The following is a 14,676-nucleotide window of genomic DNA, read 5'->3' as shown; positions in this document are numbered from 1 at the left end:
GGCGTTCGTCAAGCCTGGAAAGCAGGTCACTGTTGCCACAGGAACGCCGCCGTCGAGCATGGCCGGCAGCGGAATCCGTACCCGCAGCCACCGCCACCGAAGTTGAAGCCGGTGCGGTGATCGTGGCCTTCCTCGAGTTGGACGACGAACGACATGGGCAGAGCGCAGGCGGGACAGGCGGGCGTCTGGTCGAACTGGAGCCACGCCGGCAGTCCGCCGAGTTGCCCGAGGACGTCTCGCAGTGGTCGGCCGGACTCACTGCGCCACCGCTCGCGCGCCTCGTCGTAGCCGTCGGAGTCCTGCATCGGCACGTACGTGACGGCGGACGTCTCGGCGGCCAGGACGGTGTCACCCGAGGGCACGGCAGACGGAGCCAGCGCCCCGGAAGGGAAGACGAACGCGCGATTGCCGCCGGCTGTCGCATCCCACTCGTCGCACAGGCCCGGATCGTTCTGGCACATGAAGATCGACAAGAGCGCGGCGTCGGTCGCGTCGATGTCGTCGAGCCGGACCTGGGCCAGGAACTGCATCGGCCCGTCGCACTCGCCGCACAATGGCCAGTCGAAGCCCGCGGGCACGAGCGGAACACCACCGGTACGCGTGCCGGGCGCGTCTGGCGCCGTGTCGCCGTTGTAGATCATCAGAATCGTCACGCGGCGCAGCATAGGGGGGCGCGGATGCGCCCGGGCCCGTCCGGAAGTCGGCCCGCAGCCGGGCGGCCGACTGGAGTCACGTCCGTTGGTAGCCTGACGCCTCCCGTACGACGGATGGAGTCTGCCCGGTGCTCAGGATGGTGCTGCGGTGGTTGGGCGCGGCGGGCGTGGTCTGCGTGGTGGCGGCGTGCGGACCCTCGACTGCCGATCCAGCGGATCGTTCGACGGGCGGAGCCGTCCCCTCCACGGCCCGGGCGAACGGCACGCCCACCACCGGGAAGCCGTCCGCGATTCCGGCGACCGGCGGCGCCGGCTACTCCGCGGCACTGTCGGCGCGGCTGGTGACCACTGACGCGCTGCCACCAGGATTCACTGTGGAGATCGCGACCGTCATGGCTCCGGACGCGGGCCGGCAGCGTCCCGGGCCCGAGATGCCCTGTACGGACATGATTCCGCTGTTGTCGGCCAACCGGCTGACCGGTACTCCGTCGGCGATGGCCGCCGCCACAGTCAGCTCTGCCGAGGGCCTCGACTACTCGTGGGTGGCGAGCGAAGTGCTCAGGACGTACGCCGACGACAGCGCCCGAGAGGCGATGGCGGACCTGCGGACGCTCATCGGCCGGTGCCCTGCCGTCGCGTCACCGAACCAGGACGGAGGCAGCTACCGTTTCGCGGTGGTACCGGGGCCGCGACTGGGCGACGAGAGCATGCGCGTCGACTCCAGCACGACCTCCGGATCGATCACCCTGGAATGGGACAGCATCCTCGTCCGGATCGGCACCACCCTGGTGGTCGTTCACGAGCAGGGTAACGAGCCCGGCGGCGACGATCACCTCACCCGGCTCGCCGAAGCCGCGCTGCGCAGCTACCAGACGACCGGACCCTGAACGCCCTCGGGCGTCCGGCGGCAGCTCACCTCGTCGTGCCACCGAACCATCTGGTCAGCGCATCTTCCAGCGTCGGCTGATCGTCACCCACCCAGACCACGTGGCCGTCCGGCCGCAACAACGCCGCCGGCACGTCCAGCTCGTCGCCGGTGCCGGCGACGTGCCCGACCCGGTCGGCCCAGCCGTCCACCGACAGCTTCCCGGTCCCGTCCAGCAACAACCCGCCGCCGGTACGCATCAGCTCGTACAGGCGTCCCTGCGGCAGCGGTACGTCGCGCAGCCGCCGCCCGAGCAGGGCGTGCCCCTCGCCGACGTCGTACCGGACGCCGATCGCGGTGACCTTCTCGATCAGGAAGCGGTTGACCTCGTCGAAGTCCATGAGCTGCGTCAGCACCTCCCGCACGGCCTGCGGTCCGGGCTCGTTCGTGGTCAGCAGCATCTGCGCGCGGGTGTTCGTCAGCACGTCAGCCGCGACCGGGCGCCGCTCGGTCTCGTAGGTGTCGAGCAGGCCGTCCGGCGCCCAGCCGTTCACCGTCGCCGCCAGCTTCCAGCCCAGGTTGAACGCGTCCTGGATGCCCAGGTTGAGCCCCTGCCCGCCGAGCGGCGGGTGGACGTGCGCGGCGTCGCCGGCCAGGAAGACCCGCCCGACCCGGTAGTGCTCGGCCAGGCGGGTCGCGTCGCCGAACCGGGACAGCCAGCGGGGGGAGTGCACGCCGAAGTCGGTGCCCGCGTACGCGGTAAGTTGCCGTTTGAAGTCGTCGAGTGTCGGCGGCACCGACGTGACGTCGGCAGCCGGTACGACCACCCGGAACACGCCGGGCTTCCCGGTCGGTCCGAGCCCGAACCGCTTCTCGGTGCGGCGTACCTCGGTCATGATCGCGGTGATCTCGTCCGGCGGCGCTGTCACCTCCATCTCGCCGAGCAGCGTGTCGATCGTCGACGGCTCGCCGGGGAAGCCGACGCCGAGCAGCTTGCGGACGGTGCTGCGCCCGCCGTCGCAGCCGACGGCGAACCGCGCCCGCAGCGGCGGCACGCTCGCGTCGTCGAGGTGGACCGTCACGCCGTCGTCGTCCTGCTCCAGCCCGGTGACCGCACTGCCGCGCCGGATCTCGGCGCCGGCCTCGGCGGCGTGGTCGGCGAGCAGCCGGTCGGTGAGCGTCTGCGGGATGCCGAGGACGTACGGGTGGGCGGTGTCCAGGTCGGCGGGCGCGGGTTTGTCGATGCCGGCGAAGAAGCCCCGGATCGGGTGTTTGCCGCCGTGTTCCAGGAACCGCTCCAGCAGCCCGCGCTGGTCCATCACCTCGATGCTGCGGACGTGCAGCCCGAGCGAGCGCACGTACGGCGGCGGCTCGGCGTCGCGCTCCAGCACGAGCACGCCGACGCCCTGAAGGCGCAGCTCGCTCGCCAGCATCATGCCGGTCGGCCCACCGCCGACCACGATCACGTCGAACACACCGATCCCCCGTGCCGAGTGTCAGGCGACCGTCCCCTCGGGCGGCACGAACCGACCATAGCCCTCGGGCCGGAACGCCCGGGCCCCGAAGGGCAGGCAGACGGCAGATTCGTTCAGGCCGTCCGGCGCCCGCCGCGCCCGGCGAGCTTCGACAGCAGGACGAGGGCGCCACCGCCGATGACGAGACCGACGACGGCGAAGGCGAGCGTCTGCAGCAGCCAGTGGGTCCCGCTCAGCAGCGACGTGGCCAGCCACACGCAGAGCAGGCCGGCCGGCGCCGAGAGGGCCAGGGCCACGACGACGGCGGTCGTCCACTGCCCGGTCGTGGCCTCCGGATAGGTGTTCCACAAACGCTGTTTCGAACCCGGGATCCGATCCATGATGGATCGACTACCCGGGCCGACGTGCCGGCAACCCGGTCAGCCGCGGCGGAACGTGCGGCGGTAGGTGTCCGGCGGTACGCCGACGGTGCGCTGGAAGTGGCGGCGCAATGTCGTCGCCGTACCCATGCCTGATGCCTCGGCGACGGCGTCGATGCTGTCGTCGGTGTTCTCCAGCAGTTCCTGCGCCCGCCGGATGCGCTGCGTGGCCAGCCACTGCGACGGCGTGGCGCCGGTCGCGGCGGTGAAGTGCCGGACCAGGTTGCGGGTGCTCATGGCCGCCTGGCGGGCCAGGTCGGCGACTGTGAGCGGGCGGTCCAGCCGCGCCATCGCCCACGGCAGCAGCGCGGCGAGCGGGTGGTCCTCGCGGGCCGGGACGGGTGTGGTGACGTACTGGGCCTGGCCGCCCGCGCGGTGCGGCGGCACCACCAGGCGGCGGGCGACGGCGTTGGCGACAGTCGAGCCGTGGTCGCGGCGGATCAGGTGCAGGCACAGGTCGATCGCGGCGGCCTTGCCGGCGGAGGCGAGCACGTCGCCGTTGTCCACGTAGAGCACGTCCGGGTCGACCTGCACGCGTGGGTAGCGCGCGGCGAGCGCCTCGGTGTGCGCCCAGTGGGTGGTGGCGCGCAGCCCGTCGAGGACGCCGGCGGCGGCGAGCACGAACGCTCCGGTGCAGAACGAGACCATCCGGGCGCCCGCCCCGTGCGCGGCGCGGACCGCGTCGACCAGGTCGGACGGCGGCTCGGCGTCGGTGTCCTCGATCGCCGGGACGATCACCGTGTGGGCGCGGGCGAGGTGGTCCAGCCCGTGGTCGGGGGTGACCGCGAACCGGCCGACGCCGACCGGGCCGGGACCGCAGACCACCAGGTCGTACCAGGGGTCGGCCAGGCCGGTCGGGTCGCGCACGAAGATCTCGCAGGCCGCCGCCAGCTCGAAGTGCAGCATCCCGTCGGTGGCGGCGAGCGCGATCAGGGTCATGTCCAAAACTGTACGGGCATTGGCGTTTGCGCCACTGTCCCGGCTCTCGGATCCCGGCGAGGATCATTTCAGTCGATCTTCGAGGGGGAAATGTCATGCAGGTGGCGGTGTTCGGGGCGTACGGGCACACCGGACGGTTCGTGATGGCGGAGCTGCGGGAGCGGGGGTACGAGCCGCTGCCGGTGGGGCGTGACGCCGGGAAGCTGGCGGCGGCGTTTCCGGGGACGGAGCAGCGGGTGGCGTCGGTCGACGACCCGGCCACGCTGGACCGGGCGCTGGCCGGGGTGGCGGCGGTGGTCAACTGCGCCGGGCCGTTCGCCTCGACCGCCGGGCCGCTGATCGAGGCCGCGTTGCGGGCCGGGATCCCCTACGTCGACGTGGCGGCCGAGATCGAGGCGAACCGGGACACGTTCGCCGACTACGCCGAGCGTGCCGAGGCCGTCGGAGTCGCTGTGGTGCCCGCGATGGCGTTCTTCGGCGGGCTCGGGGACCTGCTGGTCACCGCCGCGACGGGGGACTGGGCGGCGGCCGACGAGGCGCACGTCGCGTACGGGCTGAGCAGCTGGCACCCGACGGCCGGGACGGTCGCCTCCGGCGTCGTCTCGCGCGAGCGCCGCGACGGCCGGCGGATCCGCTTCACCGGCGGGCGCCTGGTGTACGCCGACGGCGACCTGCCCCGGCGGGACTGGGAGTTCCCGGCGCCGCTGGGGGTGCGGCCGGTGCTCGGGGAGTTCAGCATGGCCGACGTGGTGACGGTGCCGAGCCACCTGGACATCCCGGAGGTGTGCACCTACATGACCGTGAACGCGGCGGGGGACCTGGCCGCCGGGGACGCTCCGGCCGCTGTGGACGAGCGCGGCCGGTCGGCACAGACGTTCACCGTCGACGTGGTGGTGCGGGCGGGTGACGTCCGCCGGCGGGTGGTGGCCCACGGGCAGGACATCTACGCGGTCAGCGCGCCCCTGGCGGTCGAGGCGGTCCACCGGATCCTGACGGGGCGGACGCGGGCGACCGGTGTCGCCTCGGCCGGGCGGATCTTCGACGCGCCGGACTTCCTGCGCGCGCTGTCGGCGCACCTCACCGTCGAGAGTCTGCCGACTGCCTGACGTGCTTCCGTATCCACATCTGCCGATTGACAATGTTTGGATTCCAAACTTACTCTCGCGCTGGGCGGGTGCGCGCCCCGCCTTCCCCGTCCACGCGCCCCACCCACCACGAAGGAACCACCATGTTCCGCTCTCCCCGTACCGCCCGATTGCGGGTCGGCCTGGTCGCCGCGGCCGCCGCCACCCTCGTGACCGGCACCGCCGTGATGGCGACGAACGCCCAGGCGGCGGCCGGCTGCCGCGTCACCTACACGACCGCCAGCCAGTGGCCCGGCGGTTTCACCGCGAACGTCGGCGTGACGAACCTCGGTGATCCGATAGACGGCTGGACCCTGCGCTGGACGTTCCCGTCCGGCCAGCGGGTCACCCAGGCGTGGAGCGCCGACGTCACCTCCTCCGGCGCCGACGTCACCGCCACGAACGTCGGCTACAACGGCGCCATCGCCACGAACGGCAGCGTCTCGTTCGGCTTCAACGGCTCCTGGACCGGCACCAACACGGCGCCCACCGCGTTCTCGCTGAACGGGGTCGCCTGCACCGGCGGTGTCGTCGGGACCACCGCGCCGGCCACCACGCCCCCGGTGACCACGCCGCCGCCCACGACTCCGCCGCCGGCCGGCAACGCCATGGCCGCCGTCGCCGCCATGCAGCCCGGCTGGAACCTCGGCAACTCCTTCGACGCGGTCGGCGCGGACGAGACCGCGTGGGGCAACCCGCGTGTCACCGAGGCGCTGCTCGACAACGTCCGGGCGCAGGGCTTCAACAGCATCCGCATCCCGGTGACCTGGAGCAACCACCACGGCGCCGCGCCGAACTACACGATCGACGCGGCCTGGCTCAGCCGGGTACGCGAGGTGGTCGGCTGGGCGCTCGCCGACGGCTTCTACGTGGTGCTCAACATCCACCACGACTCGTGGCAGTGGATCAACACGATGCCCACCGACCGCACAGGCGTGCTGAACCGCTACAACGCGCTCTGGACGCAGATCGCCGCCGCGTTCAAGGACTCCTCGCCGAAGCTGACCTTCGAGAGCGTCAACGAGCCGCAGTTCACCGGCAGCTCCGGCGACGCGCAGAACGCCACGCTGCTCAACGAGCTGAACACCTCGTTCCACCGCATCGTCCGCCAGTCCGGCGGGAACAACGCCACCCGGCTGCTGGTCCTGCCGACCCTGCACACCTCCGCCGAGCAGGCCCGGGTGGACGAGCTGGTCAGCACGTTCAACACGCTGAACGACCCGAACCTGATCGCCACCGTGCACTTCTACGGGTACTGGCCGTTCAGCGTGAACGTCGCCGGGGGCACCCGGTTCGACGCCACGGTCCAGCAGGACCTGACCGACCAGTTCGACCGCGTCTACAACGCCTTCGTCACCCGCAACATCCCGGTGATCATCGGTGAGTACGGGCTGCTCGGCTTCGACCGGCACACCGGCACCATCGAGCAGGGCGAGAAGCTGAAGTTCTTCGAGTTCCTCGGCCACTACGCACGCAGCCGCAAACTGACCACCCAGCTCTGGGACAACGGCCAGCACTTCGACCGGACGTCCTTCGTCTGGAAGGACCCGGAGCTGTTCGCGCAGATCAAGTCGAGCTGGACCACCCGCTCCGGCACCGCGTCCAGCGACCAGGTGTACGTGCCGCGTACCGGCTCGATCACCGCCAAGAGCCTGACGCTCAACCTGAACGGCACCACGTTCCAGGGGTTGCGGCAGGGCACCACCGACCTGGTCAACGGCACCGACTACACGGTCTCCGGCAGCACCCTGACGCTCACCGCGTCGGCGCTGACCCGGCTGGTCGGCTCCCGCGCGTACGGGGTGAACGCCAACCTGACGGCTCGCTTCTCCGCCGGTGTGCCGTGGCGGATCAGCATCATCACGTACGACCCGCCGGTGCTGTCGAACGCCACCGGCACCACCGCCGCGTTCACACTGCCGGCGCAGTTCCGCGGCGACCAACTCGCCACGATGGAGGCGAAGTACGCCGACGGCAGCAACGCCGGACCGCACAACTGGACCTCGTACAAGGAGTTCGACGTGACGTTCGCGCCGAACTACACCGGCAACACGATCGCGCTGAAGCCGGAGTTCTTCGCCGAGGTGAACGACGGCCAGCGGGTCACGCTGACGTTCCACTTCTGGAGCGGCACGAAGCTGACCTACTACGTGACGAAGTCCGGCAGCACCGTCACCGGCACGGTGAGCTGACCGCGACGGCACGGCTCGCGGCGGTGGGCGTCGACATCGCCGCGGGCCGCGCCCGGCACCGGTTTCCGCCGGACCGATTACTTCCGGAGCCGGCGCCGGTCGACACAGGCATGAAGACGCTCACTCTCCAGACTCCAGAGGTCGACCTGGTCTACGACGTCCACGCCCCCACGGCGGCCGAGGCCGGGCACCGTCCCCTGTTCATGATCGGCCAGCCCATGTGCGCCGACGGCTTCACCACGCTCGCGTCGTACTTCCCGGACCGCACCGTCGTCACGTACGACCCGCGCGGGCTCGGGCGCAGCGTCCGCAAGGACGGCCGCGGCGACGACGTGCCCGAGGTCCAGGCCCGGGACGTACGCGACATCATCGAGGCCCTCGGCGCGGGACCGGTGGACATGTTCGCCAGCAGCGGCGGCGCGGTCACGGCGCTCGCCCTGGTGGCCGCGTACCCGGACGCGCTGGCCACGCTCGTGGCGCACGAGCCACCGCTGATCCAGGTGCTGCCCGACGCCGAGGCCGCCCGCCGAGCCACGGCCGCCTGCCAGGAGGCGTACCGGAAGAGCGGTTGGGGCGCGGGCATGGCGGCGTTCGTGGCCATGACGTCGTGGCGGGGCGAGTTCACCGACGAGTACTTCGCCCAGCCGCTGCCCGACCCGGCCGCGTTCGGCATGCCGACCGAGGACGACGGCAGCCGGGACGACCCGCTGCTCTCCGACCGTGCGGCGGCGGTCACCCGTTTCCGGCCGGACGTGGACGCGCTGCGCGCGGCGCGTACCCGGGTCGTCGTCGCGGTGGGCGAGGAATCGGCGGACACCCTCACCGGACGCACGTCGGTGGCCACGGCCGAGCTGCTCGGCGGGAAGGCCGCGGTCTTCCCCAGCCACCACGGCGGGTTCCTCGGCGAGGGGATGGGCTACGCCGGGCAGCCGGAGGCGTTCGCGCGCCGGCTGCGGGAGATCCTCGACGCCTGATCGGGTTCAGGCCCGGCGCACCTCGGTGAGCATCGCGGGGTAGGGCCCGGCCGGTGTGCCGGGCCCGGCCTGGTCCACGGGAACGACGTTCTCCATCCTCAGCCGCAGGAGGGCCGGGTCGGCGGTGTCGAGGACGATCCGCCACTCCCAGCCGCCGCCGTACCCGGCGGTCAGCTCGACCACCGCCGCTCCGCCCGTCGCGCCGCTGAGCGTCATCGGTGCCGGCTGCTGGTGCCACGAGTCGCCCCACCAGGCGACGAGCGAGCCCGGCCGGTCACCGGCGGCGATCACCAGCAGGCCGTCCTGCGGGCCGTCGTCGGGGTGGCTCCACGAGTACGACACGGTGGTCAGGTGCCCGCCGGCCGCGGTGGCGACGGTGAGCACGGCCGGCGACTCGGCGAGCGGATCGGCGGGCATCAGCCGGAACCCGTTGGTGCCCGTCCAGGACCCGGTGGCGTCGGTGAGAAGCATCGCCCCAGGATAGGAACCACCCCGACACTGCTTCTCCACGCAGGATCTCTGGTGACACCGGGTCAGGTGGAGAAGTCGTCGTCGGCGTCGCGGGCGTCCGCCTGGATGTGCTCGCCGGGGCGCTTGCCCCGGATCTCGTCCTGTTCGCGTACCCGGTCCGCTTCGGCGTGTTCGTCCTGGTTCAGGTCACCGAGACGGGCCCGGGCCGGACCGGCCAGGTCCTCCAGGTCGTTCCTCGCGCGCTCGACGCTCATGCCGCCTCCCCGGATCGTCGCGTGGCGGCGCTCGCCGCCTGCCGCGTCGCGTCCCCGCTGACCGCTACGGCAAACCGCCGCCACCGGACGGTCGTGCGGTCACGCGGGCGGCAGGGCGGTGAGCAGATCCTCGGCGTGCCGCATCGTGTCGGCCAGCGCGTCGCGTGAACCGTCGTCCAGCGGGATCGAGCGCGCCTGCCGCACCAGCTCCCGCGCGGACTCCGGCTCGTCGAGTTGCAGCGCCAGCTCCGCCCGGTAGACCAGTGCCTCCACGTGGACGGCCGGGTCGTCGGCGGCCTCCGGGCGGGCGAGCGCGCCGTCGAGGATCCGCGCGGCCTGCGTCGGATTGCCGCGCGAGTCGGCCTGCACCACCGCGTTGCGCAGCGTACGGGCCAGCCCACCCCTGTTGTCGGTCTCCGGCGGGGTGGCCCGCCCGACGAACCGGATCCAGTTGCCGCCGGGGTCGACGATGCTGAACCCGAAATGGCCCTCCTGGTTGCGGCGGGGCCGGGGCCGGGTCATCCGGGGTACGCCGGAGACGAGCACCTTGCCGTACGTGGACCGCATGCCGTCGGCGAAGGCGCGATGGATGTCGACCAGGTCGTCCACCACGACCAGGCAGGAGCCGTACGAGTCGGCGGGATCGAACTGCGGCATCCCGAAGAAGTGCAGGTGCAGATCCTCCCGCCGCAGCGTCACGTACGGGTTGGGGCGCTCCTGCCGGTACGTGACCTCGAAGCCGAGGGCCTGGTAGAAGGGCGCCACGTCGTCCAGGGACCGGCACGGCAGCAGCGGGATCGTCGTCTCGTTAGCCATGCCCCGAGCCTGGCAACCGGGGGCCGGCACGCGCACATGGAAATGGCCGATCGGCTGCCGGCGTCACCCGAACGGACACGGGGGCCGGTCCGCTGTGGACCGGCCCCCGTGCGGGGCACGCGTGGGTCAGGGCTTCCAGGACCCGGCGGGACGGAAGAGGTGCCGGTACTCGACGACGCCGTTCTGGTCCTTCACGTCGAAGATGAGCTGGCCGCTGCGCTTGGAACCCACGGGCAGGTTGGTGCCCGAGGTCATCAGCTTGCCGCAACCGGAGAAGGCGCCGCCGATGCCGCTCTCCTCGGTGCCGTCCGTGGCGACCCAGGTGAAGTAGAACGGGTTGATCGAGCCGGTGCCCTTGGTGATCTCGGCGGTCACGTCGGCGATCAGGAACATGCCGTTCTTCGGTCCGGGCATGACCTCGCTGCAGGCGGCGTTCCGGGTCCGGAAGTTGCCGACGGTGATCTCGATGGTGCCGCGGTCGTCGTTGACGACCAGCCTGTCGCCGGCCGGCATGTTGAACGTCTTGTCGTCGGTGTTGCCCGGCTGCGGCGTGCCGGTGGGAACCCCCGTCGGGGCGTCAGCCGTCGGCTGGCCGTAGGTGACGCCCGGGGTGGGCAGCGAGTCGATCGCATCCTGGGTCTTCTTCGCGCCGCTGTAGATGGCGAAGATGCCGCCACCGCAGCACAGCAGCAGCAGGATCACGGCGACGACGCCGATCGTGATCCAGACGTTCTTGTTCGACTTCTTCGCCGGCGGCCCGAACGGCGCTCCCGGTGGCGGCGGGTACGCCCCACCGCCCGGCGGCGGATACGCCCCGCCCGGCGGCTGGTACGCGGACCCCGGCGGCTGGTACGCGGCGCCCGGGGCCTGGTACTCGAACCCCGGCGGCTGGTACGCCCCGGCCGAGGGCTGGTATTCGCCGCCCGGCGGCGGGTAGGGCGCGCCCGAGGTGGGCGGCGCCGGCGGGAACGCCGTGGTGGGAGCGGGCGCGGGCGGGTACTGCTCGCCCGGACCCGGCTGCGGGGGATAGGGCGCACCCGAGGTCGGGGCGGGCGGCGGCGCGTACGGGCTGTCCGGCACCGGCGGCATCGGTGCGGTGGGGAACGCCTGAGTCGGCGGTTCCGGTGGCTGCTGGTTGGGGTCCGGTGAACCGGACGGAGGCTGAGGGTGGCTCACCGTACTCCTTGGGGCGCCTTCGGGATTTTCCGTCGCAACGACGGTACAAGCCGGGCACAAGCCGGCCGGTAGTGCCTCATCGACGTGGCAGGACGGCCGCGGTGCGGACCAGGTCGTCGTCCACGGCGAACCGTCCGGTGACCGCCGACGGCGGATCGGGCACCGGGGCGGCGGCGAGCCGGACCGGTGCGATCTCGGCGTGGAACGTGCCCGCTTCCGGGTCCAGCGTGACGCGCGCGTCGGCGAAGCCCAGCCACGTACCGACCAGCGGGTGCCAGACCTTGTAGACGGTCTCCTTCGCGCTGAACAACACCGTCGGCCAGGGCGTGCCGGCCGGCAGCCGGGCCAGGTCCGCCTCCTCGTCGGGACGGCACACCTTCCGGCGTACCCCCGGGGAGAGCGGCCGGTAGCGTTCGGCGTCGATGCCGACGGCGCGCACGTCGGCGGCCCGGGCGGCGGCTGCGGCGCAGTAGTCCCGGGTGTGGGTGATCGCGCCGACCACGCCGGGCGGCCAGATCGGGGCCCGGTCGGCGCCGGCGGGTACCGGCGTGGCGGGCAGGCCGAGCGCGGCGAGCGCCCGGCGGGCGCAGACGCGCCCGGCGGTGAAGTCGCGGCGGCGGCCGGGGACCGCGCGTTCGCCGAGAGCGCTCAGTTCGGCCGGGAGCAGCTCACCGGTCCAGTCGGCCGGGCCGGCCAGCGCGACGGCGACAGCGGCCGGGAGCAGATCACGCACGAGTGGTGGATGACGGGGACACGCGGTGAACGTACCGTAACGCTTGGGCGTGCCGCGGCGCTGAAGGAACGTTGCGGGGAGGCAACCGGTCCATCACCACCCATTCCTGACCCGGAAGGAGCGGCCGATGACGCCTGGCGCGGAGGTTCCGGGGAGTGCCGGCGGCGAACACGTGCCGGTGACCCCCGGCTGGACCTGCGGCTCGTGCGGTGACGACTGGCCCTGCGCCACGAAACGTCACCACCTGCTGAGCGAGTACCAGGTGGACCGGGCGTCCTTGAGCGTCTATCTCGGATCCTGCCTCGCCGCGGCGACGCAGGACCTGCGCTCCGTGCCGGTCACCGCGCTCCAGGACCGGTTCATCGGCTGGGTGCCGCGCGGTCCGCGTATCGCCGAGGCGTGAGCGCGTCCGGTGGCCGCCGCGTCGGGTTCGCGGCGGCCACCGGCTGCGGTCTCAGGGACGGCCGTTCTCAGGGGCGGCGGTTCTCAGGGGGCGGCGGTTCTCAGGGGCGGCGGGGCCGCCGGGTGAGCCCGAAGCCGACCACGCCGGCCACGGCGGCGAGCACCCCGCCCACAGTGGTCCACACCCAGCGCGATCCGGCCTCGGGGAGCCACCCGGTCAGGTCGGTCTCCTCCTCGGCCACCGGCTCGGGCGTCGGCTCGGTGCTGAGCACCGTGCCGGCCCTGGTGTTCGGCACCAGCGGCGCGGCCAGTTCGCCGTCGTCGCCGGACGCGCCACCCTCGTCGGTCGCGCCGACCAGCATCTCCACCTCGATCGGCAGGCCGAGGTCCGGTTCGGGCAGGTCGGTGACGGAGATCCGGATGTAGTAGGTGCCGGGCAGCGGGTCGCCCGACCAGGGTTCGGCCCACGGCCGTACCCGGCGCAGCGTGCAGCCGAGCGCGACGCTCGTCGCCGACGCGCCGGCGGTCGGGGTCTGCGCGCCCGCTGTGCACGCCTGCCGGCGGCGCAGCCCGTCGAAGACGTCGACGGTCCAGGTGGACGCGCCGCTGCGTGACTTCGGGAACGTGACGGTGGCGGTGACCTCGTGCACCTGCCCGGCGTCGGCGCGGAACGACCAGTACAGGTGGTCGCCGGTCGACGCGCCCACCTGCACCGGCTGACCGGCGGTGACTGTGGTGGCGGTGAGGAACGAGGTGCCGGCCTTGGTCACCGTGGTCGCGCCCGGTGACGGGCTCGGCGCGGCCAGGGCCGCCGCCGGGGTGAGGGCGAGTCCGACGGCGGTGGTCGCCGCCGCGGCGCGGATCAGCGTGCGCATGCTCAGTTCGTCCTCCACGTGTGCACCCACCAGCGGGTGAGCAGTCCGGCGAGCAGCCCGGTGAGCAGTCCGGCCAGCGTGAGCAGGAGCAGCAGCACCCAGCCGCGGCCGAGGTCCGGTCCGTCCGGCGCGGGGGAGGCGGCCACCACGTCGACTGTCAGCTCGACCGGCATGCCGGGCCGGGCCTGGGTGCCGGGCTTGGCCGCGAACGAGTTGCTGACCACCAGGCAGACGGTCCGTACGGACTGCTCCGTGCCGGCGCTCGGCTCCGGGCTCGGCCCGTCCTCCTCCTCTTCGGCGGCCGACCAGCGCAGTCCGGCGGAGACCACGTCGGTACGCCCGCTGCCCGCGTCGACGCCCCGGACCAGTTCCCGCCCGTCCGGCGCGGTGGCACGCAGCAGCACGCCGTAGTCCGGGTTGACCGGGCGGTCCAGCGCCACGCTGACCGAGGCGCGCAGTTCCTGCCCGGGGCGCACCGGCACCCGGTACCAGCGGTGCTCGGAGAACGCCTCCCGGTCGCTGTAGACGCCGGGGGCGAGCAGCGGCGCGCCCTCGCAGGCCGAGCCGCCGCCGACGACCGCCGGGGCGGCGGTGTACGTGTCCCGGGCGCGGTCGACGAGCTGCTTGATCCGGCCGGTCAGCTCGTCGGCGCTCTGCGCGGCGGTGTAGGTGCCCCCTGTCGCGCCGGCGATGCAGAGCAGCTGCTTGCGGACCTTCTCGTCCGGCGCCAGGCCGAGCGTGTCGACGACCAGGCGGGTGCCCTGGGCGGCCAGCTCGCGCGCCACCTCGCACGGGTCGGGTGGGGCGCAGGTGTCCTCACCGTCGGTGATCAGCACGATCCGGCGGGCGGTGCTGCCGGTGCCCAGGTCCTGCGCGGCGGAGCGCAGCGCCAGCCCGACCGGGGTGAAACCGGTCGGGCGCAGCCCGGCGACGGCGGCCTTGGCCTGGGTACGGTCCACCGGGCCGACCGGCACGATCTGCTGGGTGTCCAGGCAGCCCTGCTTCTTGTCCTTGCCCCGGTAGGTGGCGCCGAGCACCCGGATGCCGAGCTGTGTCTCGTCCGGCAGGGCATCGACGACCTCGTTGAACGCCTGCTGCGCGACGGAGATCCGGCTGCGCCCGTCGATGTCGCGGGCCCGCATCGATCCGCTGACGTCGAGGACCAGCTCGACCTTGGGTGGTTCGGCGACGGGTTCGGTGGTCTCGTCGTCGGCCCCGGCGGGGCTCGGCCCGATCATCGCGGCCGCCGCCAGCAGTCCGATGAGGACGGCCGTCGATCGTCTCTTGTTGATCACCGGGCGAAGTGTA

The 14,676-nt window shown here is 72.7% G+C and carries 16 protein-coding genes; 5 read left to right on the top strand and 11 right to left on the bottom strand.

The window, feature by feature from the left end; all coding sequences use genetic code 11:
• Positions 1-26 precede the first annotated feature (26 nt).
• A complete protein-coding gene (locus tag IRY44_RS01650; protein WP_194798694.1) occupies positions 27-653 on the bottom strand; it encodes a DUF1963 domain-containing protein in 627 nt (208 codons plus the stop codon).
• Between the two features lie 137 nt (positions 654-790).
• Here IRY44_RS01650 and IRY44_RS01645 point away from each other — a divergent pair, with 137 nt between their 5' ends.
• Positions 791-1,540 (top strand): hypothetical protein, encoded by a 750-nt coding sequence (locus tag IRY44_RS01645; protein ID WP_194798693.1) that lies wholly within the window; start codon positions 791-793, stop codon positions 1,538-1,540.
• 25 nt (positions 1,541-1,565) lie between these two features.
• Here IRY44_RS01645 and rox read toward each other — a convergent pair whose 3' ends face one another.
• The 3 genes from rox to IRY44_RS01630 form a co-directional block, all read right to left on the bottom strand.
• Positions 1,566-2,993, bottom strand: coding sequence for a rifampin monooxygenase (rox, locus tag IRY44_RS01640; protein WP_194798692.1), 1,428 nt, complete (start codon positions 2,991-2,993; stop codon positions 1,566-1,568).
• Between the two features lie 113 nt (positions 2,994-3,106).
• Positions 3,107-3,373 (bottom strand): hypothetical protein, encoded by a 267-nt coding sequence (locus IRY44_RS01635; RefSeq protein WP_194798691.1) that lies wholly within the window; start codon positions 3,371-3,373, stop codon positions 3,107-3,109.
• A gap of 39 nt (positions 3,374-3,412) precedes the next feature.
• Positions 3,413-4,351: a helix-turn-helix domain-containing protein gene (locus IRY44_RS01630; RefSeq protein WP_194798690.1), complete on the bottom strand. Its 939-nt coding sequence runs from the start codon at positions 4,349-4,351 to the stop codon at positions 3,413-3,415.
• A gap of 95 nt (positions 4,352-4,446) precedes the next feature.
• Between IRY44_RS01630 and IRY44_RS01625 the strand changes: the two genes are divergently transcribed.
• The 3 genes from IRY44_RS01625 (at position 4,447) to IRY44_RS01615 (ending at position 8,641) form a co-directional block, all read left to right on the top strand.
• The gene (locus tag IRY44_RS01625; RefSeq protein WP_194798689.1) at positions 4,447-5,457 is read left to right on the top strand and encodes a trans-acting enoyl reductase family protein; all 1,011 of its coding nucleotides are present in this window, start codon (positions 4,447-4,449) and stop codon (positions 5,455-5,457) included.
• Between the two features lie 122 nt (positions 5,458-5,579).
• Positions 5,580-7,667: a cellulase family glycosylhydrolase gene (locus IRY44_RS01620; protein WP_194798688.1), complete on the top strand. Its 2,088-nt coding sequence runs from the start codon at positions 5,580-5,582 to the stop codon at positions 7,665-7,667.
• 110 nt (positions 7,668-7,777) lie between these two features.
• On the top strand, positions 7,778-8,641 hold the full coding sequence (locus tag IRY44_RS01615) for an alpha/beta fold hydrolase (protein WP_194798687.1): 864 nt from the start codon (positions 7,778-7,780) through the stop codon (positions 8,639-8,641).
• 6 nt (positions 8,642-8,647) lie between these two features.
• Here the strand turns inward: IRY44_RS01615 and IRY44_RS01610 are convergent, their stop codons facing one another.
• The 5 genes from IRY44_RS01610 to IRY44_RS01590 all read right to left on the bottom strand — a co-directional run bounded on the left by IRY44_RS01610 (position 8,648) and on the right by IRY44_RS01590 (position 12,091).
• Positions 8,648-9,112 (bottom strand): hypothetical protein, encoded by a 465-nt coding sequence (locus tag IRY44_RS01610; RefSeq protein WP_194798686.1) that lies wholly within the window; start codon positions 9,110-9,112, stop codon positions 8,648-8,650.
• A gap of 62 nt (positions 9,113-9,174) precedes the next feature.
• Positions 9,175-9,366 (bottom strand): general stress protein CsbD, encoded by a 192-nt coding sequence (locus tag IRY44_RS01605; protein ID WP_194798685.1) that lies wholly within the window; start codon positions 9,364-9,366, stop codon positions 9,175-9,177.
• 99 nt (positions 9,367-9,465) lie between these two features.
• Positions 9,466-10,182 (bottom strand): VOC family protein, encoded by a 717-nt coding sequence (locus tag IRY44_RS01600; protein WP_194798684.1) that lies wholly within the window; start codon positions 10,180-10,182, stop codon positions 9,466-9,468.
• 126 nt (positions 10,183-10,308) lie between these two features.
• Entirely contained in the window at positions 10,309-11,358 is a 1,050-nt protein-coding gene (locus tag IRY44_RS01595) for a hypothetical protein (RefSeq protein WP_194798683.1), read from the bottom strand.
• Between the two features lie 76 nt (positions 11,359-11,434).
• Positions 11,435-12,091 (bottom strand): 4'-phosphopantetheinyl transferase, encoded by a 657-nt coding sequence (locus IRY44_RS01590; protein WP_194798682.1) that lies wholly within the window; start codon positions 12,089-12,091, stop codon positions 11,435-11,437.
• Between the two features lie 127 nt (positions 12,092-12,218).
• Here IRY44_RS01590 and IRY44_RS01585 point away from each other — a divergent pair, with 127 nt between their 5' ends.
• Complete coding sequence (locus IRY44_RS01585; protein ID WP_194798681.1) at positions 12,219-12,494, top strand: hypothetical protein; 276 nt, start codon at positions 12,219-12,221, stop codon at positions 12,492-12,494.
• Positions 12,495-12,594: 100 nt separating this feature from the next.
• Here the strand turns inward: IRY44_RS01585 and IRY44_RS01580 are convergent, their stop codons facing one another.
• On the bottom strand, positions 12,595-13,368 hold the full coding sequence (locus IRY44_RS01580) for a peptidase (RefSeq protein WP_194798960.1): 774 nt from the start codon (positions 13,366-13,368) through the stop codon (positions 12,595-12,597).
• 2 nt (positions 13,369-13,370) lie between these two features.
• Positions 13,371-14,663: a VWA domain-containing protein gene (locus IRY44_RS01575; RefSeq protein ID WP_194798680.1), complete on the bottom strand. Its 1,293-nt coding sequence runs from the start codon at positions 14,661-14,663 to the stop codon at positions 13,371-13,373.
• Between the last annotated feature and the right edge of the window lie 13 nt (positions 14,664-14,676).

This window comes from Micromonospora sp. ANENR4 (assembly GCF_015354395.1).
Classification (GTDB): domain Bacteria; phylum Actinomycetota; class Actinomycetes; order Mycobacteriales; family Micromonosporaceae; genus Micromonospora; species Micromonospora aurantiaca.
Note: the sequence above shows the minus strand (reverse complement) of the source record. Positions and strands in the feature narration are given on the sequence as shown.

What these genes read in the sequence shown, in the direction of transcription:
- IRY44_RS01645 (WP_194798693.1), top strand. Translation starts at nt 791, where the DNA reads ATGGTGCTGCGGTGGTTGGGCGCGGCGGGCGTGGTCTGCGTGGTGGCG.
- IRY44_RS01635 (WP_194798691.1), bottom strand. Translation starts at nt 3,373, where the DNA reads ATGGATCGGATCCCGGGTTCGAAACAGCGTTTGTGGAACACCTATCCG.
- IRY44_RS01630 (WP_194798690.1), bottom strand. Translation starts at nt 4,351, where the DNA reads ATGACCCTGATCGCGCTCGCCGCCACCGACGGGATGCTGCACTTCGAG.
- IRY44_RS01625 (WP_194798689.1), top strand. Translation starts at nt 4,447, where the DNA reads ATGCAGGTGGCGGTGTTCGGGGCGTACGGGCACACCGGACGGTTCGTG.
- IRY44_RS01620 (WP_194798688.1), top strand. Translation starts at nt 5,580, where the DNA reads ATGTTCCGCTCTCCCCGTACCGCCCGATTGCGGGTCGGCCTGGTCGCC.
- IRY44_RS01615 (WP_194798687.1), top strand. Translation starts at nt 7,778, where the DNA reads ATGAAGACGCTCACTCTCCAGACTCCAGAGGTCGACCTGGTCTACGAC.
- IRY44_RS01610 (WP_194798686.1), bottom strand. Translation starts at nt 9,112, where the DNA reads ATGCTTCTCACCGACGCCACCGGGTCCTGGACGGGCACCAACGGGTTC.
- IRY44_RS01605 (WP_194798685.1), bottom strand. Translation starts at nt 9,366, where the DNA reads ATGAGCGTCGAGCGCGCGAGGAACGACCTGGAGGACCTGGCCGGTCCG.
- IRY44_RS01600 (WP_194798684.1), bottom strand. Translation starts at nt 10,182, where the DNA reads ATGGCTAACGAGACGACGATCCCGCTGCTGCCGTGCCGGTCCCTGGAC.
- IRY44_RS01585 (WP_194798681.1), top strand. Translation starts at nt 12,219, where the DNA reads ATGACGCCTGGCGCGGAGGTTCCGGGGAGTGCCGGCGGCGAACACGTG.
- IRY44_RS01580 (WP_194798960.1), bottom strand. Translation starts at nt 13,368, where the DNA reads ATGCGCACGCTGATCCGCGCCGCGGCGGCGACCACCGCCGTCGGACTC.